Below are 25,998 nucleotides of genomic sequence, written 5' to 3'. Positions count from 1 at the left end.
TCGCCAGTGAGGGCATGAAAGGGGACCGGCGGTGTCCGCTCCTGAAGAGCTTCGCTACACCGAGGAACACGAGTGGGTCGCCACCCGCGGCGAGGACACCCTCGTGCGCGTCGGCATCACCGAGTACGCGCAGGACCAGCTCGGCGACGTCGTGTTCGTCGACCTGCCCGACGTCGGCAGGCAGGTGAGCGCGGGTGACGTCTTCGGCGAGGTCGAGTCGACCAAGAGCGTCTCCGAGCTGTTCGCGCCGGTCGACGGCGAGGTCGTCGCGGTCAACGACGCCGTGGCCGACTCGCCCGAGCTGATCAACAGCGATCCCTACGGCGAGGGCTGGCTGATCGAGATCCGGCTCGACGACCCGGCGGGCCTGGAAGCCCTGCTCGAAGCCGAGGCGTACGACGCGCTGACCAAGGGCTGAGGCCCGCTCCGCCGGTTCGGGGAGCCGGGGCTCGGAGAATCGATCAGGCACGGTACGTTGGCAGCTACACGTTCTTGAGTACTGGCAACACAGCATGTGTGGAGGAGAGCTCAGGTGAGCACGAACGACGGGCCCGGCGGCGTTCCCCCGGAGCAGTCTCCGGAGCGGACCTCTGTCTTCCGGGCCGACTTCCTGGCCGAAGCCGAAGGTCGCGAGCCCGCCCCGGAAGCCCCGGTCCAGGGTGTCGACGCCCTGCCCCCGGGTTCGGCCCTGCTGGTCGTGAAGCGCGGGCCGAACGCGGGTTCGCGGTTCCTGCTCGACCGCGACACCACCAGCGCCGGGCGGCACCCGGACAGCGACATCTTCCTCGACGACGTCACGGTCTCCCGCCGGCACGCCGAGTTCCGGCGTGAGGGCGGCGAGTTCGTCGTCATCGACGTCGGCAGCCTCAACGGCACCTACGTCAACCGCGAGCCGGTCGACCAGGCGGTGCTCGCCGGCGGCGACGAGGTGCAGATCGGGAAGTTCCGCCTGGTCTTCCTGACCGGCCCGGGGCACGGGGGCCAGGGGGCGCAGTGACGGCGGCCGGGCGGCCACAGAACCACGGACTGAGCATCGGGGCGGTACTCGCGCAGCTGCGCGGCGACTTCCCCGATGTCACCATCTCCAAGATCCGGTTCCTCGAAGCGGAAGGCCTGGTCCAACCGGGCCGGACGGCCTCGGGGTACCGGCAGTTCGCCGCGGCGGACGTGGAGCGACTGAGGTTCGTCCTGGCCGCCCAGCGGGATCACTACCTCCCGTTGAAGGTCATCAAGGAACAGCTGGACGCGGCGGACTCGGGTGCCGAGCCCGCCGTGGCCCTGCCCCGCCCGCCGCGCCGGCTGGTGCCGATCGACGCGCCGGCGGAGAACGTCGGCCTGCCCGTGGCGGACGACTTCGTCGCGGGCAAGGAGCTGCGCCTGACCCGCGAGGAGCTCCTGGCGCAGGCCGGCATCGACGAGCCCGCGCTGGCCGAGCTGCAGCAGTACGGCCTGGTCCGGCCCGGCACCGCCGGGTTCTTCGACCCGGACGCGGTGCTGGTCGCGCGGACGGTGAAGGCGATGACCGAATTCGGGATCGAACCGAGACACCTGCGTGCCTTCCGCGCCGCGGCCGACCGCGAGGTCGGGCTGCTGGAGCAGATCGTGACGCCGGTGTACCGGCACCGTGACCCGGAGGCCAAGTCCCGGGCCGACGAAGTGGTGCGGGAGCTCGCGGCACTGTCCGTGACCCTGCACACGCTCCTCGTCAAGGCCGGAATCCGCGGCGTCGCCGGGTGTTGATCGATAACGGGGCAGTGAGATCCTCTTTGCGGTCCCATGTCAATGACTGAATGTTCGGCACCGCATGCCGTACCGTGAAGGCACGGGTTTGCGGCAGGCGAACCGAGAGAGTCCGGACAGCGAGCACAGCGCACGGATGACGGGTAGCGTCGGGAGTATGGGCGTGAAGCCGGTTCAGCGCTGCAGCCCGTGTGCACGGGAGGGAGGCGAAGCCCGATGAGCGAAATGCGCGTCGTCGGTGTGCGGGTCGAGCTGCCCGCGAATCAGCCGATCTTGTTGCTGCGGGAAACCGAGGGTGAACGGTACCTGCCGATCTGGATCGGCTCGGTCGAAGCCACCGCCATCGCCTTGGAGCAACAGGGGGTCCGCCCCGCCCGCCCGCTCACGCATGACCTGCTCAAAGAGGTCATCGGAGCGCTGGGCCGGGAGCTCGAGCAGGTCGTCATCACCGACCTGAAAGAGGGCACGTTCTTCGCGGAGCTCGTCTTCGACGGCGACATCCGGGTATCCGCCCGGCCGAGCGACTCGGTCGCGCTGGCCCTGCGGATCGGAGTCCCCATCCACGCCGTGGATTCGGTGCTGGAGGAAGCCGGCCTGATCATCCCGGACGAGCAGGAGGACGAGGTCGAGAAGTTCCGCGAGTTCCTCGACTCCGTGTCGCCGGAAGACTTCCGCGGAGCCGACACCTGAGATTTCCGCGAGAGCGGACATCTGAGAACTTGCCTTGACGTGGACGTCAACGTCTAGCGTCGAGGGCATGCGGATCGGAGAACTGGCGCAGCGCACGGGTGTCACCACCCGTGCGCTGCGTTTTTACGAGGACCAGGGCCTTCTGCAGGCCCGGCGCTCGGCCAACGGCTACCGCGAGTACGACGAGGACGACCTCCAGCTGGTCAAGGAGATCCTGACCCTCCAGACGGTCGGCCTGACCCTCGAAGAGACCCGGCCGTTCGTCGACTGCCTGCGCAGCGGCCACGAGACCGGCGATTCGTGCGCGAGTTCGATCGAGGTGTACCGGCGCAAGCTCGAAGAAGCCGACGCACTCCTCGCCCGGCTCGGTGGCATCCGCGCCGAACTGGCCGCCAAGCTCGCCGGGGCGCTTGCCCGGCAGGCGCCCGATCCGTGTGTCGTCCCCGGAGCACCCCGTCCGTGAAGGAGCCCACCCATGTCCGAAGTTCTCGACATCAGCGATGCGACCTTCGCCGAGGTCCTCGGCAGCGACGTTCCCGTGCTGGTCGAGTTCTGGGCCACCTGGTGCGGCCCGTGCCGGATGGTCGGCCCGGTGCTGGCGCAGCTGGCCGCCGAGCGGGACGGTGAGCTCGCCGTCCGCAAGATCAACGCCGACGAGAACCCCGAGACCACCCGCTCCTACCAGGTCATGTCGTTGCCGACGATGATCCTCTTCTCGGGCGGGGAGCCGGTCGAGACGATCGTCGGCGCGTTCCCGAAGGCCCGCATCGAAGAGCGGCTCGACCGGGCCCTCAAGGCGCCGTCGCCTTGACGAACGCGTCCGCCAGTTCGCGCCCGTACTTCTCCAGGTCCAGGGCCGGGTCGGCCGCGTAGGCCGCGGCCACGCCGTCGATGGCCTGCGCGATGGACATCGCCATCACCTCCGGCGTGAACTCGCCGAACGCGCCCTCGGCCTGGCCCTGCCGCAGCTGGCGGGCCAATCCGTGCACGCGCATGTCGTCGACCAGCACCTTCGTCATCACCCAGCCGTCGGCGTCGTCGGCGTTGGCGGCGAGCTCGGTCAGTGCCCGGACGCACTCGGGGTAGGCACGCAGGAACGCCACGGACGTCTCGATGTGCGCCCGCAGGTAGCCGGGTCGGTCGGCCGGGTCGAGGCCGCCGCCGGTGCGTTCGGCGAGGAACTCGTTCTTCGTTTCGACGACCGTGCTGAGCACGGCCTGCATCAGGCCGGCCTTGTTCGTGAAGTGGTAGGAGATCAGCCGGGTGCTGCTGAGCCCGGCCCGCTCCTTGATCTTGGCGAAGGTGCTCCGGCGGTAGCCGAGGTCGGCGAGGACGCCGATGGTCGCGCCGATGATCTGCGCTCGGCGCGCGGCCTCGGTGACGCTGAGGCCCATTTCGGCCATGAGGTCGGTGTTTACTTGCATGAGTAAAAATTAACACGGCTGAGTAAAAACGTCCACCGTGTTTGAACGACCACGAGCGGGGGTACGGCGAACGGCTCAAAGGCTCAGCCGACCGTTGAGGCTTGCCGCGCGTCGCGTTGACCCGCCCTGTCCTGGCGCTTACCGTCGAAGCAGGTAAATCGTCACGGTGTGATTCACGGTCTGGGGCCGGACCGTGGCGGTTGATCTCCGGCGGGTCCCGCTCCTGGGACCGTCCGGCTGTCATTCGCCGGCCGCCTGGTCGGGCGAGGGGAGGCTTGCGTGGTCGAGGCTGGTTCCGAGAAGCAGCCTGTCGAGGTCGCGGCTGGTGAGCAGGGCGAACTGTTCCCCGACAACTCGCTGCCCGACGAGCTGGTGGGTTACCGGGGTCCGGCGGCGTGCCAGATCGCCGGGATCACCTACCGTCAGCTCGACTACTGGGCCCGGACCAAACTGGTCGCGCCCAGCATCCGCACCGCGCACGGCTCCGGCTCGCAGCGGCTGTACTCGTTCAAGGACATCCTGGTCCTCAAGGTCGTCAAGCGGCTGCTGGACACCGGCGTCTCGCTCCAGAACATCCGCGTCGCCGTCGACCACCTGCGTGTCCGCGGCGTCCGCGACCTGGCCAGGGTGACGCTGTTCTCCGACGGCACCACGGTGTACGAATGCACCTCGCCGGAGGAGATCGTCGATCTGCTCCAGGGCGGCCAAGGCGTCTTCGGCATCGCCGTCAGCGGCGCCATGCAGGAAATCAGCGGCACCATCCACGAGTTCCCGGCCGAACGCGCCGACGGCGGCATCGTCGAGACGCACGAACCGGACGAACTCACCCAGCGCCGCAACGCCCGCAAGACCGGTTGATCACCACCGCGGCAGGCGGAGTAAGGTTCACCGTGCGGTCGACGAATCCGCGCGGGAGAGTCCGAGCCACACCTTGAGCTCGGCGCCGAAGGAGCAAGTCCTCCCCGGAACCTCTCAGGCACCCCGGACCGCGCGGACGAGACGCCTCTGGAAAGCGGGTCGTCAGGACACAGCCTGATGGCCCCGCCGACGGTGCAAGCCCGGTTCAACCACGCGGGCGAAACTCTCAGGCGCCCAGAAATGGGTACGGACAGAGTGGGGAGGGCTCCTCCGGGTTTGGGCGAGCTATGCTCGCGGCAGTCGCTCGCCCGAACCCTCCGGAGTGTCTTGTGGGGGTGCAACCCCCACACCCCGCCCGGCGGGCTCCGCCCCCGGACCCCCGCCGTGGTCACCTCGCGAACCAAAGTCGGGTTGGTAGGCGCTGCTGTCCCCAGGAGGCCATCGTGGATCCGTCACTCGCCTCTCTGGAACAGGGTCTCCCCTTCGCCGACCGGCACATCGGGCCCGGCCCGGCCGAACTGCGGCACATCCTCGACGTCATCGGCGTCGCTTCCCTCGACGAACTCGCCGAGCGGGCCGTCCCGTCGTCACTGCGGGAGTCCGCCCGGCCGCTCGAACTGCCACCCGCCGCCTCCGAAGCGCAGGCCCTCGCCGAACTTCGCGAGCTGGCCGCCCGGAACCGGCCGGCCGCCGCCATGATCGGGCTCGGGTACCACGACACCGTCACCCCGCCCGTGATTCGGCGCAACGTGCTCGAGAACCCGGCCTGGTACACCGCCTACACGCCCTACCAGCCCGAGATCTCCCAAGGGCGGCTCGAGGCACTGCTCAACTTCCAGACCATGATCTCGGACCTGACCGGGCTTCCCGTCGCCAACGCCTCCCTGCTCGACGAGGCCACCGCGGCCGCCGAGGCGATGACTCTCGTGCGCCGGGCCGGGCGGGCGACGTCCCCCCGCTTCGTCGTCGACGAAGACACCCTGCCGCAGACCCTCGCCGTCCTCCGGACGCGGGCCGAGCCGCTCGGGATCGAACTGGTCGTCGAGGACCTCTCCCAAGGGCTGACCGGGCTCGGGCTCGGCGGGGACTTCTTCGGCGTGCTCCTGTCCTACCCGGGTGCGTCCGGCGCGGTCCGGGAGCTCGACCTCACCATCGGCGAGGCGAAGAAGCACGGTGCGGCCGTGATCGTCGCCGCCGACCCGCTCGCCCTCACCCTGCTGCGGCCGCCGGGCGAGCTCGGCGCCGACGTCGCCGTCGGATCGACGCAGCGGTTCGGCGTCCCGCTCGGCTTCGGTGGCCCGCACGCCGCGTACCTGGCGGTGCGCCGGGGCCTGGAGCGGCAGCTGCCCGGCCGGCTGGTCGGCGTTTCGAAGGACGCCGACGGCGCCCCCGCGTACCGGCTGGCCCTGCAGACGCGCGAACAGCACATCCGCCGGGAAAAGGCGACGTCGAACATCTGCACCGCCCAGGTCCTGCTGGCGGTGATGGCGTCGATGTACGCGGTGTACCACGGGCCCGAGGGGCTGCGCGCGATCGCGCTGCGGGCGCACCGGATGGCCACCGTGCTGGCCGCCGGCCTCGCCGAGGGCGGCGTCGAGGTCGTGCACGGCGAGTTCTTCGACACCGTCGCCGCGGCGGTGCCCGGCCGGGCGGACGCGGTCGTCACGGCGGCCCGCGACCTCGGCGTCTCCCTGCGCCGGATCGACGCCGACCACGTCGGCATCGCCTGCGACGAGACGACCACCCGTGAGCGGCTTTCCTGCGTGTGGAAGGCGTTCGGCGTCTCGGTGTCCGATGTGGACGGCCTGGACGCGGACACCGCCGACGCGCTCCCGGCCCCGCTGCGGCGCACCGGCGAATACCTCACGCACCCGGTGTTCCACGCGTACCGCTCGGAAACGGCGATGCTGCGCTACCTGCGCTACCTGCGCAGGCTGGCGGACTCCGACGTCGCCCTCGACCGCAGCATGATCCCGCTGGGCTCGTGCACCATGAAGCTCAACGCCACCGCCGAAATGGAGCCGGTCAGCTGGCCGGAGTTCGCCGGCCTGCACCCCTTCGCGCCGTCCGAAGACGCCGCCGGGCTCCTGGACGTCGCCGCCGACCTGAGTGCCTGGCTCGCGCGGATCACCGGCTACGACGCCGTTTCCCTGCAACCCAACGCCGGCAGCCAGGGCGAGTTCGCGGGCCTGCTCGCCATCCGCGCCTACCACCGCTCCCGCGGCGAGCACGGGCGCGACGTCTGCCTGATCCCGGCCAGCGCGCACGGCACGAACGCGGCGAGCGCGGTGATGGCGGGCATGCGCGTGGTCGTCGTCCGCTGCGACGACGCCGGGAACATCGACCTGGCCCACCTCCGGTCCACAGTGGACGAGCACCGGGCCGTCCTCGCCGCGATCATGCTCACCTACCCCTCGACGCACGGGGTCTACGAAGACACCGTCGGCGAAGTGTGCGCGGCGGTGCACGATGCCGGCGGGCAGGTGTACGTCGACGGCGCCAACCTGAACGCGCTGATCGGCGTGGCTCAGTACGGCCGCTTCGGTGCCGATGTTTCGCACCTCAACCTGCACAAGACGTTCTGCATCCCGCACGGCGGCGGCGGACCCGGTGTCGGCCCCATCGGGGTCCGCGCGCACCTGGCACCGTTCCTGCCGAACCACCCGCTGCAGCCGGCGGCCGGCCCGGCCACCGGTGTCGGCCCGGTCAGCGCGGCGCCGTGGGGCAGCGCGTCGATCCTGCCGATTTCGTGGGCGTACGTCCGGATGATGGGGGCCGAGGGCCTCCGCCGGGCAACCCTCGTCGCGGTCGCCAACGCGAACTACGTCGCCCGCCGCCTCGGCGGCCACTACCCGGTGCTGTACGCCGGCCACGAAGGGCTCGTCGCGCACGAATGCATCCTCGACCTGCGGCCGCTGACCAAGGCCACCGGCGTCACGGTCGACGATGTCGCGAAACGGCTGGCGGACTACGGGCTGCACGCGCCCACGATGTCGTTCCCGGTCGCGGGCACCCTGATGGTGGAGCCGACGGAAAGCGAAGACCTCGCCGAACTCGACCGCTTCTGCGCGGCGATGATCGCGATCCGCGCCGAAATCGACCGCGTCGCGGCGGGGGAGTGGCCGCTCGAGGACTCACCGCTGCGGCAGGCCCCGCACACCGCCCGGTGCGTCGCGGGCGAGTGGAACCGGCCCTACAGCCGCGAAACCGCGGTGTTCCCGGCGGGGACGTCCGCGCCGAAGATCTGGCCGCCGGTCCGGCGGATCGACGGTGCGGCGGGGGACCGGAACCTGGTCTGCTCGTGCCCGCCACCGGAGGCGTTCGCCTGACCCCGTCACGGGTTTTCCCCGCCGGACAGCCGGACCGTCAGCTCGGCGCGGCCGGCGATGTCCAGCTTGCGGTAGATCTGCTGCAGGTGCTTCTGCACCGTCCGGGGGCTGTTCCCCAGCAGCCGGGCGACCTGCCGGTCGGTCGCCGCGCGCGCCACGGCGGCGGCCACCTCACGCTCTCGTGCGGTCAGCACTTCGAGTGGCAGCCCGGTGACCGGCTGGACCGGCGGGAACTCTTCCCGGGCGAAGGCCTGGGCCACGTGCGGGGCCAGCAGGTCGACCAGCTCCCGGTCGCGTGCGGAAAAGCCGGGCCGGGAGCGGTTGAGCGTCAGGACGCGCCCGTGGCGGTCGTCGACCTGGATGACGCACAGCAGCTGGTCGGCGGTACCCCGCGGCCGGTAGAAATCCGTGTACAGCGGCAAGGCACGCAGGGTGCGCTGATCCGCCAGGTCGCTCAGCGCGGCCGACGTCCCCAGCGGCAGCCGGCCGCTGCGGTGGGCCGCGAACGCCGGGTGCTGGTGGGCCTGCGCGCGGAACTCCGGGTGGCGCAGCAGGTTCTGCTCCGGACGGTCGAGCACCGTGCCGGTCAGCCGCCGCGTCGTGTGCTCGGTGCTCGTGCACGCGACGACGTCGCAGCCGACGAGCCGGCCCAGCGCGGCCAGGCCGGCCGCCGGACCGGCCTTCAGGTCGTGCACGACTTCCAGGGCGCGGTGCAGGCACCGCGCGGTCACTTCATTGGTCACTCGCTGTCCCCCTCGGTTCTCCCGGTTGGAAAAGACCCGGGAGGACCGAGGGAGATACGAACGGGTGTTACCGGGCGATCCGGACGTTCATCGTGGTGTTCGACCCGGCGCTCACCATCGACTGCGCGATGCTGCTGATCCCCGCCGGGGCGGTGTAGGAGTTGTTGTTGCTGTCGTCCTCGTCGTCGCTGCGGAAGAAGCCCGACGCGTCCACCCCGGAGAACACCAGGTAGCCGAAGCCGACGTTCGGGAACGCCGTCGTGGTGGCCACGCCGGGCGCGAAGAGGCAGAACCGCAGCAGCGTGTTGCTGTCGCTGGAGTTCGGGAAGATGTTGCCCGAGAACGAGTTGTTGTTGCCGTCGTCTTCGTTGTCGAACCGCCGCGAGAACTCCTGGGAGCCGTTCGGGCAGTTCGCGCCCAGCTTGAGGACCGCGTACGGCCGGAACGAGCCGGACTGCACGAACCCGCGGAACGCGGTGCCGTTCACCCGGCAGAAGAAGAACTCCGTGTTGCTCGTGCTGCTGACGGCGCCGATGAACCCGCCGCGCGAGTTCGTGTTGCCGGAGTCTTCGTCGTCCATCCGGATCACGATGGCCTCGGTCCCGGCCGGGCACGACCGGCTCGCCGGGATGATCCCGACGTCGGTCGTGGCCGCCTGGGCGGCGGCCGGGGCCGCGAGAATCCCGGCGAGCGAAGCGAGCAGGAGCGCCGGAACGGTGAAGAGTCGTTTCATTGGTGAGTTCCTCCCCATTGCTGTGTGACCGGTCAAGGACACCAAGCCGGCGGGGCGGGCGGCCATACGCAGTTCTGCGTACGCGCACTGCGGCCGCACAGGAACTCCGGGTAGGTTGACGCCCATGGCGAGTGCGCACGGTCCTGGTCGGACATCGGTGGTCGTGACCGGCGGCAGTGGCTTCATCGGCCGGGCCGTCGTGCGCGCCCTCCGCGACCGGGGCGTCCCGGTCACCGTCGTGGACCGGGTCCCGTTCCCCGAAGAACTCGGCGGTGTGCGCGTGGTCGTCGGCAACCTCCGCGAGGCGGCCGTCCGCGAGCAGGCCGTGACCGCCGCGACCGCGGGCATCGTGCACCTCGCCGGCCTGACGTCGGTGCTGAAGTCGGTCGAGCTGCCCGAGGACACCTTCGCCGACAACGTCCTGGTCACCCAGGAGCTGCTGGAGCTCGCGCGCCGCCACGAGGTGCCGAAGTTCCTGCTCGCCTCGACCAACGCGGTGATCGGCGACGTCGGCGGCGCGACCATCACCCCGGACCTGCCGCTGCGGCCGCTGACGCCGTACGGCGCGACCAAGGCGGCGTGCGAAATGCTGCTGTCGGGCTACGCCGGGGCCTACGGCATGACGACGTGTGCGTTGCGGTTCACCAACGTCTACGGCCCGGGAATGTCCCACAAGGACAGTTTCGTGCCGCGGATGATGCGGGCCGCGCTGACCGGAACCGGGGTCGAGGTCTACGGCGACGGCCGCCAGCGCCGCGATCTCGTGCACGTCGACGACGTCGTCCGCGCCGTCCTGCTGGCCCTCGGCAGCGGCTACTCCGGCCGCGCGATCGTCGGCGCCGGGCGCTCGGTGTCCGTCCTGGAGATGATCGAGGCCGTGCGCGAGGTGACCGGCGCCGAGCTGCCGATCGAGCACGTCGAGGCCCCCGCCGGCGAGATGCCCGCGGTCGTCGTCGACGTCTCGGCGAGTGCGGAGACCATCGGCTACCGGCCGTCGGTCTCGCTCACCGACGGCCTGGCCACGGCGTGGAAGTACTTCTCCGGCCTCGCGACACCGTGAGCGGGTTCCTCCGCCGCCACTGGCTGCTGCTCCTGCTCCTCGTCCCGGCGATCACGCTCCGGGTGCTCACCTGGCTCGCCTACCGGCCCGCGCTGCTGTTCATCGATTCGTTCCGGTACATCGACAACCTGCACGCGTTGCGCGCCGACCAGCTCGACCCCATCGGCTACGACCTCGTCCTGCGGCCGCTGCTGGCCGTCGGCGGCCTCGCCTGGGTCGCGGCGGTGCAGCACATCGGCGGCATCCTGATCGCGGTCGGCGTCTACGGGCTGGTCCTGCGGCTGGGCGGGCGTCCGTGGGTCGGCGCGCTCGCCGCGGCCCCGGTGCTGTTCGACGCCTACCAGCTGCAGATCGAGCAGAACATCATGTCCGAGGTGACGTTCGAGGCCGTGCTCCTCGGGCTCCTCTGGCTGCTGCTCGGCTGGGGCACCCCCGGCTGGAAGCGCGCCGGCGCCGCAGGCCTGCTGCTCGGCTTCGGCGTGCTGACGCGGCTGATCGGGATCTCCCTGGTTGTTCCGCTGCTGGTCTTCCTCGTCACCGCCGGGGGAGCGTGGCGGCAGTGGGCGGGCTGGCGCCGGGCCGGCGTCGGCCTCCTGGGCCTGCTCGCCGTCCTGGTGCCGTACTCGGCACGGGTGCACTCGGAGACCGGCAAGTGGGGCCTGGCCGGGCCGTCCGGGAACATGCTCTACGGCCGCACCGCCGCCGTCGCCGACTGCGCGAACCTCCACCTCGACCCGGTGCTGCGGGTGTTCTGCCCGGCCGAGCCCCGCGAAACCCGGCTCGTCGACAACTACACCCACGCCGACCTCGACCCGAACTGGCCGGGCCCGCTGCCACCCGGCGCGGACAAGGCCGCGCTGGCGCACGAGTTCGCGATCGACGTCCTGAAGCAGCAGCCCGGCGACGTCGCCGAAGCGGTCCTGGACGACTTCGCCAAGAGCTTCGCCTGGACGCGCGAGCAGGACCCCACCGACGTCCCCCTGGACCGGTGGCAGTTCCAGCTCAGCTACCCGCAGTGGGCCGACCAGTCCCTGATCGACCTGGTCACGCTGCAGAACGACGGCGTCGTCGCGAGCGTCGACCGGCCGCTGGCCAAGATCCTGCGCGACTACCAGCTCGGCGGCGGGTACGTCCCGGGCGCGGTGCTCGGCATCGGCGCGCTCCTCGGCCTCCTGACGGTGTTCCGGCGCAAGAAGCCCCTGGACCGGGCCCAGGCCGGGGCGCTGCTCGCGGCGTCGAGCGGGCTTCTCCTGCTGTTCGCCTCGGCGGTGTTCCTGTTCTCCTGGCGCTACCAGATCCCGGCGCTCGTGCTGCTGCCCGTCGCCGGGGCGCTCGGCTTCACGACGCTGACGTCGGCGAGCCGGAAGCGGCTTGCCGCTTTCCCCGACGACGTCGACTCCGCTGCCCTCGACGACTTCCGCAGCCGGCACCCGGAGCCTGCACTGGCGCCGCTGACCGTCGTCATCGCCGCCTACAACGAAGCCGGCGGCATCGGCGAGGTGCTGGAGAAGATGCCCGACGAGTGCCTCGGCCTGCCGGTGGACGTCCTCGTCGTCGTCGACGGCGGCACCGACGACACGGCCGCGATCGCCGAGGCCCACGGTGCCTACGTGTGCGTCGCACCGCGCAACCGAGGCCAGGGCGCCGCACTGCGGCTGGGCTACCACCTGGCGGCCGGAGCCGGCGCCGAGTACGTCGTGACGACCGACGCCGACGGTCAGTACGACACCAGCGAACTGGAGGCACTCGTCCGCCCGGTCGTCGACGGCACCGCGGACTTCGTCACCGGGTCCCGGCGGCTCGGGCACGAGGAGGCCGACAGCCGCGTCCGGTGGCTCGGCGTGCGGGTGTTCGCGGTGCTGGCGTCGGTGCTGACCGCGCGGCGGATCACCGACACGTCGTTCGGGTTCCGCGCGATGCGGGCGGAGCTGGCCTGCTCGGTCCCGCTTCGCGAGCCGCAGTACCAGTCGTCGGAGCTGCTGCTCGGCGTGACCGCCCGCGGCTCCCGCGTCGTCGAACTGCCGATGAGCATGCGGCTGCGCAAGGCGGGCAAGAGCAAGAAGGGCGGCAGCCTCGTCTACGGCGCCAACTACGCGCGCGTCATGACCGGGACGTGGTGGCGGGGTTACGTGCTGCGCCGCGGCCGAACACGAGCCGGTCGAGCAGGGTGAACTTGACGACGAACACCAGCGCGTAGCTGCCGACGTACGCACCGTCGACGAGCGCGACCCACCAGAAGCGCGGCAGGTCCAGCGGAGTCAGCAGCGAGCCCGCGAGGGTCGTCAGGCCGATCGAAACCAGCCCGCCGAGCCCGATCACCGCGAGGTAGGGCAGCAGTTCGCGCCGCACGCGCGGCCGCCCGGTGCGGCCCCACACCCAGCGCCGGGTGACCAGGAAGTTCAGCACCGCACCGGCCGCCCACGCCAGTGCGCTCGCCAGGACCGGGACCCCGCCGGCGGCGAGGACGGCGAGCAGCACCACCTGGCTGACGACGGTGGCCGCGACCGACGTCGTCGCGGCGCGCGCCAGCCGGGCCCAGCCGCGGCGGCGGGTCTTCTCCGCCGTGCGGGGCCGCAGGCCGTTGGTTACGGTCGTCATGTCCCCATCCTCCCCGCGGGCCGGCCGCGCCGCCGTCCGGCCCCCCTACGCATAGGAGATTCACAGCTCATTGCCAGGTCCTCATCAGCAGGTGATCTATAGCGTCGGGGTCGTAAACGATCAGGAAAGGCGGCACAATGCGGGTGCTGGTTCTCGGCGGTGACGGATATCTGGGCTGGCCGACCGCGCTGCACTTATCGGACAAAGGCCACGAGGTGGCCGTCCTCGACAATTTCGCCCGCCGCGGTTACGACGCCGAACTCGGCGTCGAAAGCCTGGTCCCGATCGAATCCATGGCCGACCGGATCGCCACCTGGCGCGAGGTCTCCGGCCGGACGATCACCAGCTACGAGGGCGATCTCCTCGACGCGGAGTTCCTGTTCGGAGCGGTGCGCGACTTCGCACCGGACGCCGTCGTCCACTACGCCGAGCAACGGTCGGCGCCGTATTCCATGATCGACCGCGAGCACGCGGTGTACACCCAGCACAACAATGTGGTCGGGACGCTGAACCTGCTGTACGCGATCGCGGAGATCAACCCGGCGATCCACTTGGTCAAACTGGGCACGATGGGCGAGTACGGCACGCCGAACATCGACATCGAAGAAGGCTGGCTGGAACTCGAGCACAACGGGCGCCGCGATCGCGTGCTGTTCCCGAAACGGCCGGGTTCCTTCTACCACCTGACCAAGGTCCACGATTCGCACAACATCGAATTCACCTGCCGCGCGTGGGGCCTGCGCGCGACGGACCTCAACCAGGGCGTGGTGTACGGCCAGCAGACCCCGCAGACGGCGCTGGACCCGCGCCTGGCGACCCGCTTCGACTACGACGCGGTGTTCGGCACGGTGCTCAACCGGTTCGTCATCCAGGCGGTGCTGGGCCAGCCGCTGACGGTGTACGGCAAGGGCGCGCAGACCCGCGGGCTGATCGACATCCGCGACACCGTGGAGTGCATCCGCCTCGCCGTCGAGCACCCGGCCGAGCCGGGGGAGTTCCGCGTGTTCAACCAGATGACCGAAAGCATGCCGGTGGCGGGTATCGCCGAGCTGGTGGCCGACCGGTTCCCCGGCCCGGTGCAGATCGAGCAGCTGGAGAACCCGCGCACCGAGGCGCCGGAGCACTACTACAACGTGAAGCACACCGGGCTGGTCGGGCTGGGGCTCGAGCCGCACCTGCTGTCGGACACGCTGATCGAGTCGATGTTCGACATCGTGGGTGCCAACAAGCACCGGGTGAACCCGGAGAAGCTGCGCCCGACCGTCCGCTGGCGGGGCGCGCTGAAGGCCTAGTGCCGCGCGTCTGAGCCGCTTTGCCGGCGGCCCGGCTCAACGCGCCCCAATGTGGCCTTGGTTGCGTTGAACGCACCGAAGGCCACATTGGGGCGCACGCGCCCCACGGTTCAGCCGGGCAGCTTGTCGAGGAAGCCGTGCACCTTGGCGATCTTCCCGTCTTCGAGCTCGACGACGTCGAAGCCGATGGCGACCGGCTCGGCACCGGGGGTGCCGAGGTACCACTGGAAGCGCGCGAGGTCGTGGTGGGCGTCCGGGTCGGCGGGCAGGCTGAAGGTGAGCCCACCGAACTGCTGCTGCGCCCCGGCGACGAACCGGTCGATCCCGTCGTGCCCGCCGACGGCACCGAGCGGATCGGTGTAGCGGGCGTCCTCGGTGAAGACGTCGGCGACGAGGGCACGGCGCTTGCCGGCGTCGGTCTCGTTCCAGACGGCGAGGTACTGCTCGACGATGGTGCGGACGTCGGTCATGGTGGATCCTTTCGTTGGGGGACAACGGCTTCCGTCGTCCCGGCGCTGGAACCCACTCTGGCGGCGCGGCGGCGGCGCGTCGATTACGCGAGAGGTAATGCCGCCCCATTACCCCCGGGGTAATGGCAGCCACCCCGTGATCGCCGTAGCGTCGCTGTCGTGACGACCATGGTGCAGGCGCGGCAGCGGCCCGTCGGGGAACTGCTGCGCGAATGGCGCGACCGGCGCCGGATCAGCCAGCTCGATCTGGCGATCTCGGCGGACATCTCCACCCGCCACCTCAGTTTCGTGGAAACCGGGCGCTCCAAGCCGAGCCGGGACATGGTGCTGCGGCTCGGCGAGCACCTCGACGTCCCGCTGCGGGAACGCAACCGGCTGCTGCTCGCCGCCGGGTACGCGCCCGCCTACACCGAGAGCGCGCTGGGGGACCCCGGGATGGACGCCGTCCGGCAAGCCGTGCGGCAGCTGCTGGCCGGCCACGAGCCGTACCCGGCCGCCGTCGTCGACCGGAACTGGGATCTCGTCGACGCCAACGCCGCCGTCGGCCTCTTCGTGGCCGGGATCCCGGCCGAGCTGACCACCAACGTCCTGCGGGCGACCCTGCACCCCGACGGCATGGCCCCGCACATCCGCAACCTGGGGGAGTGGCGGGCCCACCTGCTCGGCCGGCTGCGGCGCCAGGTGACCCAGACCGCCGACACGGGTCTCGCCGAGCTGCTGGACGAACTGCGCGGGTACCCGTGCGACCAGCCCGTGCCCGAGGTGGAGGTCCCCGGACCGGGTGACATCTTCGTGCCGCTCGAGTTCCGCCACGACGGCACCGACCTGACGTTCTTCAGCACGGTGGCCACGTTCGGCACCCCGCTGGACGTCACCGTGGCGGAACTGGTGATCGAGTCCTTCTTCCCGGCCGACCCGGCGACGGCGGCGTATCTGCGCGAGCGGGCCGCCCGGGTGGGATGATGGGGGTCCGCGCAGCATCCGAAGTGAGGATCACCGGTTGATGGCCGTCCCGCCTTCGCTCGCCTTGTCCGTCGGAGTCCGCATCCCCCAGCTGCTGTTCGGCGTCGCCGGCCTGTCCCCGGCCGAAACCGGGCGGGCCGTCCGCATCGCCCTCGACGCCGGTTACCGCGGCATCGACGCCACGCCGGGCACCGAGGCGGCGGTGGGCGCGGTGCTCGCCGCGGCCGAGGTGCCCCGCGAGGACCTCTTCGTCAGCGTGCACGTGCCCGCCCAGGGCTACGACACCGCCCGCCGGGCCGCCGACCAGGCACTCGAGGCGCTCCAGCTCGAGCGGGCCGACCTGCTCCTGCTGGACGGCACGAAGGGCGCGTTCACCGACACCTGGCGCGCGCTGAGCCGGTTGCGTGCCGACGGGCGGGTCCGCGCGCTCGGCGTCGCCGGGTTCGGCGTCTCCGAGCTGCGCCGGCTGATCGACGCGACCGGCGCGGTGCCCGCCGTCAACGAGATCGAGCTGCACCCGTGGCTGCAGCAGCTGCCACTGCGCGAGTTCCACGGCGAGCGGGGCATCGTGACGGTCGCCGCCAGCCCGGCCGCGAACGCCGCGCTGCTGTCGGACGAGACGGTCACCGCCCTCGCCGCCAAGTACGGCAAGACCCCGGCCCAGATCGTGCTGCGGTGGCACCTGCAGACCGGCACGGTCGCGGTGGCGGCGTCGGCCACCACGACCCGGATCCGGGAAAACTTCGGCGTCTTCGACTTCGAGCTGGCCGACGACGACCTCGCCGTGGTGGCCGAGCTCGACAACGGCACGCGCGTCTGAGGTTCGCCGACAGTCTCCTGGCCGCGGCCGGAAGCCCGCGCTGATCGGGCCGGTTTCGGGGAGCGAGCCGGTTCCGGCCCCCGGAACGCGCGGCACTAGGCGGACTTGATGCCCGCCGCGGCGAAGTCGGCCTGCTGGGCGGGCTGCTCCAGGTACTCGCGGAAGGTCTGGGCGGCGCGCAGCGAGGTGTCGTCGATGCCCGGGCCGGCGAGCCCGATGAACGGGTAGTCCGCCGAGCGCGCGTTCGCCACCGACTGGCCGGGCGAGCCGATCATCTCGGGCTTCTTGGTGGTGAGCTCGCTGACCCAGTACGACGACTCGGGCAGCCAGGCGGCCGGAAGCCCGCCGATGGAGTCCATGTTGGCCCGCCCGACCAGCGCGTCGAGCACCTGCGCCGACGGCTTGGCTTCGACCATGACGTGCACGCACTCGCCGTGGACGACGGTGGCGGCCTGGTTCCACCGGTCGGCCGCGGCGGCGACGGGCTTCTGCGCGCCCGGGGTGACGATGACCCGCATGTGCGTGGTGCCGCCGTCGCAGCTGGCGGCCTGCGCCTCGGCGCGGTTGTTGAGTTCGTTGTCGGCCCAGTTCCAGCCGACGATGCCGAGCCCGATGAGGACGGCGAGCACGAGACAGGCGATCGGCCAGGTGGCGATCCGGCGGCGCGGTGCCTTCTTGCCGACGATGCGGTGCGAACCGGTGGCGTCGCTCTTGGCGACGACCCGGTGCGAACCGGTGACCTCGCCGCGGTCGGTCCGGTTCGGCCCGGTGCTGTCGTCACGGCCGGCGCGCTGCGGCCCGGTGCTGTCACGGCTGTCGCCGCGCTCGCCGCGGCCCGCGGCCCGGGCGCCGGTGTCGTCGCTCCGGTCGAGGGTGCGGGCCGACCCGGACGTTTCGCCGCGGGCAGTGAGGTCGTCGTCCTGCCGGGTGATGATCTCGGTCCGCTCGGCGGCGGATTCGGCGGGCCGCTCGGGGACGGCCTTGCCGCCCCTGCGGCGCGAGCGCGGAGCGGTTGCTTCGGCGGGCCCGGCGACCGGGTGGGCGCCGGTGGCTTCACCGCGGCGGGAGGCGCGGGTGGCTCTGCCGGCCCCGGGGGCCTCGATGCGGTCCGCGGCCGGGCCGCCGCCCTTGCGGCGGGAGCGGGTGGTGGTCGCAGTCTCGGCGACCGGGTGGGTGCCGGAGGCCTCGCCGCGGCGGGAGGCGGTGTCGGCGACCGGGTACGCGCCGGAGGCTTCACCGAGGCGAGGGGAGAGCGTCGTGGTGATTTCGCTGCTCGTGACCGGGTGAGCGGCGGAGGCGTTACCGCGGTGCGGAGCGCGGGTCGCGGTGAATTCGCTGCTCGCCACGGGGTGGGCACCGGAGGCCTCGCCGCGGCGAGGGGCGCGGGTCGCGGTCGATTCGCCCCGGCCCGCGGCCGGGTACGCCCCCGAAGCTTCGCCCCGCCGGGCGGACGGCTGCACGCCGCCGTTCTCGGGCGGGAAGCCCGGCGCCTCGGCCCCTTCCGTGAAGAAAGCCGAACCGGATGACTCGCGGCCGGCGCGGCCCGCGATGCCGAAGGCGTCCGAGATGGAGCTGCGTCCCGGGGTGCGGAAAGCGCCGGAAGCCTCGCTGCGACCCTCGGCGGGAACGCGCGGGGTGCGGTCCTGAGGGTGCGGCACCGGCTCCTCGTCCCGGTAGTGTCGCCCCATCCGTCATCCTTTCGGGGTGAGCGCACGTCAAGCACGCGCTGCGATGCAATCAAACCGTTATCACCCTAACAGGTGAGTATCGGAGAGAGAATAATCTGACTCACAGTGGGTCGTGCTCAGGGTGCTGCGCTGACCAGGCGATGGCAATGCGCAATCAGGCGATGACGCAGCGGCGCCGCCCGGCGGGCGAACTCCCCTTGGGCCCTGGCGTACTCGGCCCGTCCGGCGGCGGTCTCGATCCGCACCGGCGGGTAACCCAGCTCCGCCAGGTCGTACGGGCTGGCCCGCATGTCGAGCGTCCGGATCTCCACCGCCAGCTCGAAGCAGTCCGCCACGAGCTCCGCGGGCACGAACGGGTCGAGCTTGTACGCCCATTTGAACAGATCCATGTTGGCGTGCAGGCACCCCGGCTGCTCGAGTGCGATCTGCGTCTCCCTCGACGGCGTCAGCTCGTTCAACGGCCGTGCGGGCGCGGTGAAGAAGCGGAACGCGTCGAAGTGCCCGCAGCGGATGTCCAGCGACTCCACCACCGCGTCGGTGCCCGCCGACCCCAGCCGCAACGGCACCTGGTCGTGGCGCACCGAATCCGCCGGCTCGCGGTAGACCATCGCCCACTCGTGCAGCCCGAAGCAGCTCAGCCGGGGCGCGCGCGACGCCGTCGCCGTCAGCAGGCCGAGGACGAACTCGGCCGTCCGCACCTTGCCCGCACCGAAACCGGCGGGATCCAGCACCACGCCGTCGGGCGTCGAGACGTAGCCCTTGCGGTCCAGGAAGCGCCGCGCCGCGGGCCCGGCGAGGGCTACGCCGGGCCCGGGCTGCCACCGCTCGAGGTGCGACGGCCGGTGTGAGTAGTAGGTGAACAGGAAGTCCAGCACCGGGTGCTTTTCGCCACGGGACCGCCGCTCCTGGTGCGGCCCGGTCCACCGGCGCACCCGCGCGACGTGCGCCGCCTCCCTGGCCAGCCAGTCCGGTTCGGCGAGCACCTCCACGCCGGTCATGCGCCCACGTGGGTGCCGTCGCGCACCGTGCCCACGTACTCCTCGACGAGGTCTTCCAGCGCGACGACCCCGACGGCGTTGCCGCCGGCGTCCAGCGCCCGCGCGAGGTGGCTGCGTTCCTTGCGCATGGCCGAAAGCGCGACGTCGAGCCGGGCGTCGGCGCGCAGTTCGGTCAGCGCGCGCGTCTTCGAGTCGGGCACGGTCGTCCTCGGGTCCTGCCCGGCCAGGTCGAGGATGTCCTTGACGTGGATGTAGCCGGTCAGGCGCCCGTCGTCGGTGCACACCGGGAACCGGGAGAACCCGGTGGACGACACGGCCCGCTCGACGTCGCCGACGGTCGGCTCGCAGGGGAGCGTGGTCAGCTCGGCGGTGGGCACCAGCACGTCGGCGACCGTCTTCTGCACCGACGAGAGCGTCTGGGCGAGCCGCTGGTGCTCGGATTGGTCGAGCAGGCCCTCGCGGCGCGACTCGCTGAGCAGTTCGGCCAGCTCGTCGGACGTGTAGGCGGTCTCCAGCTCGTCCTTCGGCTCGACGCGGAACGCGCGCAGCAGCGAGTTGGCCACGAAGTTCAGCAGCCAGATGAACGGGTTGGCCAGCTTCACCCACGCGACGTGCGCCGGCACCAGCCACAGCGCGAGCCGCTCGGGCTCGGCGATGGCGAGGTTCTTCGGCACCATCTCGCCGATCAGCACGTGCGCCACGGTGATGAACGCCAGCGCGATGGCGAACGAGATGGGGTGCACCAGCACCTGCGGCAGGCCCAGCGCGTCGAAGGCCACCGCCAGCCGGTGCGCGATGGCGGGCTCGCCGACCCGGCCGAGCAGCAGCGAGCAGATGGTGATGCCCAGCTGCGCGCCGGCGAGCATCAGCGACACGTGCTTGCTCGCGTTGATGACGATCTTCGCGCGCGTCTTGCCCTGCTCCAGCAGCGCTTCGAGCCGGTCGCGCCGCGAGGAGATCAGCGTGAACTCGGCGCCGACGAAGAAGGCGTTGGCCAGCAGCAGGACCACGACGAGGACCATGTTCAGCCAGTCGCTCACGAGGCCACCTCCGGTTCCGGGGCCGCGCGGACCGGGGCGACTTCGACCTCGGCGATCCGGCGCTTGTCCATCGTGGTCACGGTGAGCAGCCAGCCGTCGACCTCGGTGGCGTCGCCCTCGGCGGGGATCTTGCCCAGCCGCTCGAGGATCAGCCCGGCGATGGTCTCGTAGTCGCCGTCCGGCATCCGGAACCCGGTGACGCCGGTGACTTCGTCGGCGCGCAGCTGCCCGGACACCAGCCAGCTGTCCGCGCCGACCTGCTGCGACGCCGGTGCTTCGCGCTCGTCGTGCTCGTCGCGGACGTCGCCGATGATCTCCTCGACGACGTCCTCCAGGGTGACGAGCCCGGCCGTGCCGCCGTACTCGTCGACGACGATGGCGAGCTGGAAGCGGGAGTCGCGCAGGCGCAGCAGCAGGTCGTCGCCGGGAAGGGATTCCGGCACGGTCGGTACCGGCCGCATGACCGAGCCGATCGGCACCGCGGACCGGTCCGCGGCGGGCACGGCGAAGGCCTGCTTGACGTGCACGGCACCGCGGACGTCGTCGAGGTCCTCGGCGTGCACCGGGAACCGCGAGAACCCGGTGCGGCGGGAGATCTCGATGAGGTCGTCCACGGTGTCGTCGACGGCGAGGGATTCGAGCTGCACACGCGGGGTCATCAGTTCTTCCGCGGTGCGCTCGCCGAACCGCAGCGAGCGGTCGAGCAGCTCGGCCGTGGACGTGTCGAGCGTGCCGCTCTCGGCGCTGGACCGCACGATCGAGCCCAGCTCCTGCGGCGAACGCGCGGACCGCAGCTCTTCCTGCGGCTCGACGCCGAACTTGCGCACGAGGAAGTTCGCGCTGTTGTTCATCAGCGTGATGAGCCAGCGGAACAGCGAGGAGAACCGCGAGTGGTAGCCGGCGACCGCGCGCGCGGTCGGCAGCGGCCGGGCGATCGCCAGGTTCTTCGGCACCATCTCGCCGAGGATCATCGACAGCGACGTGGCCAGGACCAGGGCGACTGCGATCGACGCGCCCGCGGCGAACCCGGCCGGGAGCCCGACGGCGGTCAGCAGCGGCCGGACGAGCTCGCCGATCAGCGGCTCGGCCAGGTACCCGGTGATCAGCGTGGTCAGGGTGATCGCGACCTGGGCGCCGGAGAGCTGGAACGACAGCGTCCGGTGCGCCTTCTGGACGGTCAGCGCGCGGCGGTCGCCGACCTGGCGCACGTTGGCCTCGACGGTGCTGCGCTCGAGCGCGGTCAGCGAGAACTCGGCCGCGACGGCGAGCCCGGTGCCGATCGTCAGCAGCACGAAGAGGAGGACGCCGCCGACGGCGAAGAGGACCTGGGTCATTCCGCACCCGCCCGGTCGGCGGGGGACGAACCTATCGGACAGCCGGGTCGGTCACCCGGCCCGGTACTGTCACCGGGTGACTGCGCTGCGCGCACGAAACGGTCACTCCTAGCGGGAAATCGGCGTGTACTGCGGTTATGGGGGCAATCTTAACGCGTCCCCGTCACCGCCCGCTGGCGCGACCGGTGTGTCGGCGCGCTCACCCGCGGATCAGGCGGCGCCCGGCCGGTGCCGCCGCACGGTTTCTTCGACCAGGTCGAGCACCGGGCCCAGCCCCGCGGCGGGCAGGCCCATGGCCAGGTGCGAGACGAGCCCTTCGAGGACGAGTTCCAGGAAGGCGGTGAGGACGTCGACGTCGACGTCGTCCCGCAGGTTCCCGGCCTCGCGCTGACGCAGCAGCCGCAGCCGGGTGGCGGTGGTCAGCTGCTTGGACCGTTCGGCCCACCGGCCCCGGAATTCGGGATCGGTGCGCAGCCGCCTGCTGACCTCCAGCCGCGTCCCGAGCCAGTCGGCGGGGTGGTCACCCCCGGCCAGCAGGTCCCGCATGACCTGCACGAGCCCCTGCTCGGCGACGACGTCGGCCATCCGGAGCGCATCGTCCTCGGCGAGGGCGAGGAAGAGCGACTCCTTGTCGCGGAAGTGGTGGAAGATGGCCCCCCGCGAGAGACCGGTGGCTTCCTCCAGGCGCCGGACTGTGGCACCTTCGTAGCCGTAACGCGCGAAGCAGACGCGCGAGCCGTCGAGGATCTGGCGCCGGCGTGCGTCGAGGTGATCCTGGCTTACGCGTGGCATCCTGAAATCCTGGCACCGCGGACCGGCATCTCGCAATCCGTACGTACGTACTGTGACCCGGAGTGCCCGGGAACCACCCAGCCCGCCCAGCCGTCTGAACGTTGCGGCGATTCGCTGACACGAAGTGAGACGGTTGGCTAAGGTTTGCCCCATCACGGTGGGTGAGCTGAGGGGAAGGTGCGGTCGTGATCATCGGTGAGGCCGGACAGGCGGTCCAGGCAGTCTGGGGTGGCGACATCCTCGGCGAGCGCGGCCGCGTCTACGGCGGCGGTGGCGGCGGGGGCGGCCGGTTCGAACTGAACCCCGAGGAACTCGCCTCGGTGATCGGCCAGTGGGAAGCCGAGCTGGACAAGATCGTCGACGACGGCGAACGGATCCAGAACATCATGAGGATGCTCGAAGCGCCCGGGAAGGACTCGGTCAGCGGCGGCTACGTGTCGACGAGCGTCGACTCCCTTGCGGCGCTCCAGACCCAAAACGACTCCATGCGCAAGTACGTGCAGGGCTACATCAAGAAGCTGAAAGAAGCGCAGACGAAGACGGTCGCGACAGACCAGGGCATGGCCGACCCCTTCCGGACGGTGTGACCGTGCGCTTGACTGCCCGAATCCTGGCCAGTGGCGCAGCCGCCACGCTGCTGCTCGCCGGGTGTTCCCCCGAAACGACCGGGACAGCCACGCCGGCGCCGAGCGGGCCGCCGTCGGCCAGTGCGTCGGCCAACCCCGCCGTGCCCAAGGTGGCCGCACCGCTCGACGTCTCGAAGTACGTCTCGAAGCCCTGCGACATCGTGCCGAGTTCGGTGCTGTCGTCCCTGCGGTTCACGAACCCGGGGCACACCCAGCTGCAGGACGAGGAACTCGGCGCGGCCGGGCCGGGGTGCGGCTGGAAGATTTCCGGCGAAGGCGTGAGCATGCAGGTCATCATCGGCACCGGGAACCGCGACCGGGGCGCCGGAGGACTGACGGGCCTGTACGGAGCGCACGAAAGCGGCCAGTTCCCGTTCCTCGAGCCCGCCCCTGATGTGGACGGCTACCCGGCGATCTACGTGGACAAGCGTGATCGCCGGCCGATCGGCAACTGCGTCATGGACGTCGGCGTCGCCGACGATGTCGCGATCAACGTGTACGCCGGTGGGTACGAAGGTGCGGAGGATTCCTGCGCCGCGGCCCAGAAGGTGGCGGCGTCGATCATCACCACACTCAAGGGGGCATGACGAGTGGACGGCAAGCAGATCTACGAGAACTTCAGACAGGGCGACACCACTGGCCTTCGCAACGCCGCGGACGAGGTCTCGAAGCTTTCGTCGGCCTATCTGGACCGTGCGCAGGGCATCAAGTCCCTGCAGGAGCGGATGAAGCAGGCCTGGACCGGCGATGCCGCCGACGCCGCGAACGCCGGCGCCGGTCCGCTCGAACAGGCCTTTGCCGAGACCGCCGCACCCCTCGACGTGACCAAGGCTTCCGTCGACACCCAGGCCACCGTCTTCGACTCTTCCAGCAACGCCGTCGTCGAAGTCCCGCCAAAGCCGGACAAGCCGAACCCGTGGACCACCGGGCTCAAGGCCGCCATCCCGATCGCCGGGCCGTTCATGGCCAAGGACGACATCGACAACTACCAGGAGGGCATGGCGCGCTACAACGCGGCGAACGAGACCAACGTCCGCGTAATGGATCAGTACAGCAACGTTACTGACAGCACCAGCGCAGCACTGCCCACCGACTACGGCGTTCTCGAATCCGACGGCGCCGCGATCGCGGTCAACACGCCGAATCCGCCCGGGCGCATCGACCCGTGGATCAACGAGCCCACCGACCGGAACAAGTGGTACGCGGAATACCCGGGCGGCGACCCGGGCGGTGACGACCGCACCTCGACCACCAGCGTCGACACCACGAACTCCGGCGGCACCGACAAGCCCGGCAGTACCGATCGCCCCGGCAGCACCGACCGGCCGGGGAGCACCGACCGCCCCGGGAACACCGATCGGCCCGGGGGCATCCCGGGCGGCGTCGACCTGCCCGGCGACGACACCCGTAAAACCGGCACCAACCGCCCGACCACGCCGACCCGGCCGGGGCAGCAGGTCGTCGACCGGCCGGGCAACACGCCGCCGGACGTCGATGGGGTCGACTTCTACCCCACCAACCCCGGGGGCGGCCAGAACTACCTGAACCCCAACGATCCCAACTCCAGCACCGGCGGGCGCGGCCCCAACAGCGGCAACGCCGGGGGACGGCTGCTCGACTCCACCGGCCGGGGCGGCACCGGCACGGGCACCGGAAGCGGCAGCGGAACCGGCGCGGGTACCGGCAGCGGCGGCGGCGCCGGTGGTGCGGGCGAGCGCGGGCTCGGCAGCGGCCGCGGCTCCGGCATGGGCAGCCTCGGCAACGTCGCCGCCGCGGAGGCGGCCGCCGCGCGTTCGGCTGCCGGGCGGTCCGGGCAGATGGGGCCGATGGGACCCGGGGGCCGGCGGGCCGAGGGCGAGGACGACGATGAGCACCAGCGGCCGGACTACCTGATCGAAGCGGATCCGGATGCGATCTTCGGTACCGACCAGCGGACCAGTCCGCCGGTCATCGGCGAGTAGGCGGGTGGACGTGGCAACAGGCCGGGTGGACCTTCCGGTCGAGGCGCTGGCCGCGCTGGCCGAACGCGAGCAGGTCGGCCAGCTCCACCTCACCCTGCGTCCGGAGCCGCTGTGGCTCTCGGCCGCCGAGCGCGAGGAGGCCGGCAAGCGGGTCGACGCCGCGCTCGCCGAGGCCGGCCTGGTCGACGCCCGCGGCCGGGCCGCCGTCGACTTCCTCGACTGGCTTCCGGTGCTGGTCAGCCCGGCGCGGGAGTGCTACGGCTGGGTCGGCGCCGGTGGCCGGACCTACGGCGTGCTCGCCGCCGCGAAGGGGCTGCAGGCGGTCTTGGCCGTGTCCGACGGGACGCACGTCGGCGTGCAGGAAATCGACCGGAACCGGCTCGCCGAGTCCCTGGTCGAGCAGCTGCCGCCGGTCGGTCCCGGCGGGGGGCGGCTGCGCACCGTCCGGGTGGCGGACCTGACCGAGGCGGCCCGCCGCGGGCAGGCCGCCTACCCGCTCGACCCGGCCGTCGCCGACGTCATCAGCCTCGTGCAGCGGCCGGTCTCGGGCAGCGGGGAGCTCTACGTCGGCCGTCGCGACGACGTCGGCCGCCACAGCTGCCTGCAGCAGCCGCTGCACTACGCCGACACCGACTGGGGCCGCTACCTCAGCTACACGTCCGGCTCGGGCGACGACGCCGTCATCCACATCGGCCCGGCGGGCCCGCAGGAGCTGGCCGACACGCTCGCCGAGCTGGCCGGCACCCTCCGCTGACCGAAAGCCGACCGAAAGCCGGCCGAAAAGGCCGTGCGCGGGGCAGCGCGCGACGCTAATGTGACAGCGCTGTTGCATCTCCCGG

General features: G+C 71.3%; 27 protein-coding genes and 1 riboswitch. Of the genes, 17 read left to right on the top strand and 10 right to left on the bottom strand.

Annotation, left to right across the window (positions count from 1 at the left end):
* The first annotated feature begins 31 nt into the window (after positions 1 to 31).
* From gcvH to trxA, 6 genes are all read left to right on the top strand, one after another.
* Complete coding sequence (gcvH, locus tag ACLJQE_RS09210) at positions 32 to 418, top strand: glycine cleavage system protein GcvH (RefSeq protein WP_013226819.1); 387 nt, start codon at positions 32 to 34, stop codon at positions 416 to 418.
* A gap of 114 nt (positions 419 to 532) precedes the next feature.
* Positions 533 to 997 carry a glycogen accumulation regulator GarA gene (gene garA / locus ACLJQE_RS09205; protein WP_004559567.1) on the top strand — a complete coding sequence of 155 codons (465 nt, stop codon included), beginning with the start codon at positions 533 to 535 and terminating at the stop codon, positions 995 to 997.
* Positions 994 to 1,740 carry a MerR family transcriptional regulator gene (locus ACLJQE_RS09200; protein ID WP_410638716.1) on the top strand — a complete coding sequence of 249 codons (747 nt, stop codon included), beginning with the start codon at positions 994 to 996 and terminating at the stop codon, positions 1,738 to 1,740. The genes garA and ACLJQE_RS09200 overlap by 4 nt, the downstream gene beginning before the upstream one ends.
* Before the next feature lie 216 nt (positions 1,741 to 1,956).
* A complete protein-coding gene (locus ACLJQE_RS09195; protein ID WP_004559569.1) occupies positions 1,957 to 2,430 on the top strand; it encodes a bifunctional nuclease family protein in 474 nt (157 codons plus the stop codon).
* A 67-nt stretch (positions 2,431 to 2,497) separates the two neighbouring features.
* Positions 2,498 to 2,893 carry a MerR family transcriptional regulator gene (locus ACLJQE_RS09190; protein WP_410638715.1) on the top strand — a complete coding sequence of 132 codons (396 nt, stop codon included), beginning with the start codon at positions 2,498 to 2,500 and terminating at the stop codon, positions 2,891 to 2,893.
* A 12-nt stretch (positions 2,894 to 2,905) separates the two neighbouring features.
* On the top strand, positions 2,906 to 3,241 hold the full coding sequence (trxA, locus tag ACLJQE_RS09185; protein WP_410638714.1) for a thioredoxin: 336 nt from the start codon (positions 2,906 to 2,908) through the stop codon (positions 3,239 to 3,241).
* On the opposite strand, the gene ACLJQE_RS09180 is transcribed toward trxA, so the two are convergent.
* Positions 3,222 to 3,854, bottom strand: a complete 633-nt coding sequence (locus ACLJQE_RS09180; protein WP_410638713.1) for a TetR/AcrR family transcriptional regulator — start codon at positions 3,852 to 3,854, stop codon at positions 3,222 to 3,224. The genes trxA and ACLJQE_RS09180 overlap by 20 nt on opposite strands.
* 279 nt (positions 3,855 to 4,133) lie before the next feature.
* Between ACLJQE_RS09180 and ACLJQE_RS09175 the strand changes: the two genes are divergently transcribed.
* Both ACLJQE_RS09175 and gcvP read left to right on the top strand, forming a co-directional pair.
* Entirely contained in the window at positions 4,134 to 4,712 is a 579-nt protein-coding gene (locus ACLJQE_RS09175) for a MerR family transcriptional regulator (protein ID WP_410638712.1), read from the top strand.
* Between the two features lie 42 nt (positions 4,713 to 4,754).
* A riboswitch (glycine riboswitch) is annotated at positions 4,755 to 4,853 on the top strand.
* A gap of 302 nt (positions 4,854 to 5,155) precedes the next feature.
* The gene (gene gcvP / locus ACLJQE_RS09170) at positions 5,156 to 8,041 is read left to right on the top strand and encodes an aminomethyl-transferring glycine dehydrogenase (RefSeq protein WP_410638711.1); all 2,886 of its coding nucleotides are present in this window, start codon (positions 5,156 to 5,158) and stop codon (positions 8,039 to 8,041) included.
* Positions 8,042 to 8,046: 5 nt separating this feature from the next.
* Here the strand turns inward: gcvP and ACLJQE_RS09165 are convergent, their stop codons facing one another.
* Both ACLJQE_RS09165 and ACLJQE_RS09160 read right to left on the bottom strand, forming a co-directional pair.
* Positions 8,047 to 8,784, bottom strand: coding sequence for a helix-turn-helix transcriptional regulator (locus ACLJQE_RS09165; RefSeq protein ID WP_410638710.1), 738 nt, complete (start codon positions 8,782 to 8,784; stop codon positions 8,047 to 8,049).
* A 67-nt stretch (positions 8,785 to 8,851) separates the two neighbouring features.
* Positions 8,852 to 9,517 (bottom strand): hypothetical protein, encoded by a 666-nt coding sequence (locus ACLJQE_RS09160; RefSeq protein WP_410638709.1) that lies wholly within the window; start codon positions 9,515 to 9,517, stop codon positions 8,852 to 8,854.
* 124 nt (positions 9,518 to 9,641) lie between these two features.
* On the opposite strand from ACLJQE_RS09160, the gene ACLJQE_RS09155 reads away from it, so the two are divergent.
* Together ACLJQE_RS09155 and ACLJQE_RS09150 are read left to right on the top strand one after the other, a co-directional pair.
* Positions 9,642 to 10,577: an NAD-dependent epimerase/dehydratase family protein gene (locus ACLJQE_RS09155; protein ID WP_410638708.1), complete on the top strand. Its 936-nt coding sequence runs from the start codon at positions 9,642 to 9,644 to the stop codon at positions 10,575 to 10,577.
* Positions 10,574 to 12,748, top strand: a complete 2,175-nt coding sequence (locus ACLJQE_RS09150) for a glycosyltransferase family 2 protein (RefSeq protein WP_410638707.1) — start codon at positions 10,574 to 10,576, stop codon at positions 12,746 to 12,748. The genes ACLJQE_RS09155 and ACLJQE_RS09150 overlap by 4 nt, the downstream gene beginning before the upstream one ends.
* On the opposite strand, the gene ACLJQE_RS09145 is transcribed toward ACLJQE_RS09150, so the two are convergent.
* The gene (locus ACLJQE_RS09145; protein ID WP_410638706.1) at positions 12,678 to 13,175 is read right to left on the bottom strand and encodes a GtrA family protein; all 498 of its coding nucleotides are present in this window, start codon (positions 13,173 to 13,175) and stop codon (positions 12,678 to 12,680) included. The two genes, ACLJQE_RS09150 and ACLJQE_RS09145, sit on opposite strands and share 71 nt — an antisense overlap.
* A gap of 137 nt (positions 13,176 to 13,312) precedes the next feature.
* Here ACLJQE_RS09145 and ACLJQE_RS09140 point away from each other — a divergent pair, with 137 nt between their 5' ends.
* Positions 13,313 to 14,467, top strand: a complete 1,155-nt coding sequence (locus ACLJQE_RS09140; RefSeq protein ID WP_410638705.1) for an NAD-dependent epimerase/dehydratase family protein — start codon at positions 13,313 to 13,315, stop codon at positions 14,465 to 14,467.
* Positions 14,468 to 14,577: 110 nt separating this feature from the next.
* On the opposite strand, the gene ACLJQE_RS09135 is transcribed toward ACLJQE_RS09140, so the two are convergent.
* The gene (locus tag ACLJQE_RS09135) at positions 14,578 to 14,937 is read right to left on the bottom strand and encodes a nuclear transport factor 2 family protein (RefSeq protein WP_410638704.1); all 360 of its coding nucleotides are present in this window, start codon (positions 14,935 to 14,937) and stop codon (positions 14,578 to 14,580) included.
* 168 nt (positions 14,938 to 15,105) lie between these two features.
* Here ACLJQE_RS09135 and ACLJQE_RS09130 point away from each other — a divergent pair, with 168 nt between their 5' ends.
* Complete coding sequence (locus ACLJQE_RS09130) at positions 15,106 to 15,900, top strand: helix-turn-helix domain-containing protein (RefSeq protein WP_410639166.1); 795 nt, start codon at positions 15,106 to 15,108, stop codon at positions 15,898 to 15,900.
* A gap of 40 nt (positions 15,901 to 15,940) precedes the next feature.
* A complete protein-coding gene (locus ACLJQE_RS09125; protein WP_410638703.1) occupies positions 15,941 to 16,720 on the top strand; it encodes an aldo/keto reductase in 780 nt (259 codons plus the stop codon).
* 95 nt (positions 16,721 to 16,815) lie between these two features.
* Here the strand turns inward: ACLJQE_RS09125 and ACLJQE_RS09120 are convergent, their stop codons facing one another.
* From ACLJQE_RS09120 to ACLJQE_RS09100, 5 genes are all read right to left on the bottom strand, one after another.
* Complete coding sequence (locus ACLJQE_RS09120; RefSeq protein WP_410638702.1) at positions 16,816 to 18,408, bottom strand: hypothetical protein; 1,593 nt, start codon at positions 18,406 to 18,408, stop codon at positions 16,816 to 16,818.
* Positions 18,409 to 18,524: 116 nt separating this feature from the next.
* Positions 18,525 to 19,406 (bottom strand): 3-methyladenine DNA glycosylase, encoded by an 882-nt coding sequence (locus tag ACLJQE_RS09115; protein ID WP_410638701.1) that lies wholly within the window; start codon positions 19,404 to 19,406, stop codon positions 18,525 to 18,527.
* The gene (locus ACLJQE_RS09110) at positions 19,403 to 20,446 is read right to left on the bottom strand and encodes a hemolysin family protein (RefSeq protein WP_410638700.1); all 1,044 of its coding nucleotides are present in this window, start codon (positions 20,444 to 20,446) and stop codon (positions 19,403 to 19,405) included. The genes ACLJQE_RS09115 and ACLJQE_RS09110 overlap by 4 nt, the downstream gene beginning before the upstream one ends.
* On the bottom strand, positions 20,443 to 21,780 hold the full coding sequence (locus tag ACLJQE_RS09105) for a hemolysin family protein (RefSeq protein WP_410638699.1): 1,338 nt from the start codon (positions 21,778 to 21,780) through the stop codon (positions 20,443 to 20,445). Before ACLJQE_RS09105 ends, ACLJQE_RS09110 begins: the two co-directional genes overlap by 4 nt.
* Positions 21,781 to 21,990: 210 nt before the next feature.
* A complete protein-coding gene (locus tag ACLJQE_RS09100) occupies positions 21,991 to 22,572 on the bottom strand; it encodes a TetR/AcrR family transcriptional regulator (protein ID WP_410638698.1) in 582 nt (193 codons plus the stop codon).
* 185 nt (positions 22,573 to 22,757) lie between these two features.
* Between ACLJQE_RS09100 and ACLJQE_RS09095 the strand changes: the two genes are divergently transcribed.
* The 4 genes from ACLJQE_RS09095 to ACLJQE_RS09080 are packed head-to-tail and all read left to right on the top strand — an operon-like array spanning position 22,758 to position 25,913.
* Positions 22,758 to 23,159: a hypothetical protein gene (locus ACLJQE_RS09095; protein WP_410638697.1), complete on the top strand. Its 402-nt coding sequence runs from the start codon at positions 22,758 to 22,760 to the stop codon at positions 23,157 to 23,159.
* Between the two features lie 2 nt (positions 23,160 to 23,161).
* A complete protein-coding gene (locus tag ACLJQE_RS09090) occupies positions 23,162 to 23,785 on the top strand; it encodes a DUF3558 domain-containing protein (protein ID WP_410638696.1) in 624 nt (207 codons plus the stop codon).
* A 3-nt stretch (positions 23,786 to 23,788) separates the two neighbouring features.
* Positions 23,789 to 25,159 carry a hypothetical protein gene (locus ACLJQE_RS09085; protein WP_410638695.1) on the top strand — a complete coding sequence of 457 codons (1,371 nt, stop codon included), beginning with the start codon at positions 23,789 to 23,791 and terminating at the stop codon, positions 25,157 to 25,159.
* A gap of 25 nt (positions 25,160 to 25,184) precedes the next feature.
* A complete protein-coding gene (locus ACLJQE_RS09080; protein WP_410639165.1) occupies positions 25,185 to 25,913 on the top strand; it encodes an ESX secretion-associated protein EspG in 729 nt (242 codons plus the stop codon).
* The last annotated feature ends 85 nt before the right edge of the window (positions 25,914 to 25,998 follow it).

Origin of the sequence: Amycolatopsis sp. lyj-346 (assembly GCF_046548975.1) — a bacterium.
Classification (GTDB): domain Bacteria; phylum Actinomycetota; class Actinomycetes; order Mycobacteriales; family Pseudonocardiaceae; genus Amycolatopsis.
The sequence above is the reverse complement of the archived record's forward strand: the minus strand, read 5'-3'. Positions and strand labels throughout refer to the sequence as shown.

Bases quoted from the DNA above. Each gene is read 5' to 3' on its own strand.
- ACLJQE_RS09145 (WP_410638706.1), bottom strand. From the start codon at position 13,175: ATGACGACCGTAACCAACGGCCTGCGGCCCCGCACGGCGGAGAAGACC.
- trxA (WP_410638714.1), top strand. From the start codon at position 2,906: ATGTCCGAAGTTCTCGACATCAGCGATGCGACCTTCGCCGAGGTCCTC.
- ACLJQE_RS09135 (WP_410638704.1), bottom strand. From the start codon at position 14,937: ATGACCGACGTCCGCACCATCGTCGAGCAGTACCTCGCCGTCTGGAAC.
- ACLJQE_RS09125 (WP_410638703.1), top strand. From the start codon at position 15,941: ATGGCCGTCCCGCCTTCGCTCGCCTTGTCCGTCGGAGTCCGCATCCCC.
- ACLJQE_RS09130 (WP_410639166.1), top strand. From the start codon at position 15,106: ATGGTGCAGGCGCGGCAGCGGCCCGTCGGGGAACTGCTGCGCGAATGG.
- ACLJQE_RS09155 (WP_410638708.1), top strand. From the start codon at position 9,642: ATGGCGAGTGCGCACGGTCCTGGTCGGACATCGGTGGTCGTGACCGGC.
- ACLJQE_RS09160 (WP_410638709.1), bottom strand. From the start codon at position 9,517: ATGAAACGACTCTTCACCGTTCCGGCGCTCCTGCTCGCTTCGCTCGCC.
- ACLJQE_RS09105 (WP_410638699.1), bottom strand. From the start codon at position 21,780: ATGACCCAGGTCCTCTTCGCCGTCGGCGGCGTCCTCCTCTTCGTGCTG.
- ACLJQE_RS09115 (WP_410638701.1), bottom strand. From the start codon at position 19,406: ATGACCGGCGTGGAGGTGCTCGCCGAACCGGACTGGCTGGCCAGGGAG.
- ACLJQE_RS09195 (WP_004559569.1), top strand. From the start codon at position 1,957: ATGAGCGAAATGCGCGTCGTCGGTGTGCGGGTCGAGCTGCCCGCGAAT.
- ACLJQE_RS09180 (WP_410638713.1), bottom strand. From the start codon at position 3,854: ATGCAAGTAAACACCGACCTCATGGCCGAAATGGGCCTCAGCGTCACC.
- ACLJQE_RS09190 (WP_410638715.1), top strand. From the start codon at position 2,498: ATGCGGATCGGAGAACTGGCGCAGCGCACGGGTGTCACCACCCGTGCG.
- ACLJQE_RS09140 (WP_410638705.1), top strand. From the start codon at position 13,313: ATGCGGGTGCTGGTTCTCGGCGGTGACGGATATCTGGGCTGGCCGACC.
- ACLJQE_RS09120 (WP_410638702.1), bottom strand. From the start codon at position 18,408: ATGGGGCGACACTACCGGGACGAGGAGCCGGTGCCGCACCCTCAGGAC.
- ACLJQE_RS09100 (WP_410638698.1), bottom strand. From the start codon at position 22,572: ATGCCACGCGTAAGCCAGGATCACCTCGACGCACGCCGGCGCCAGATC.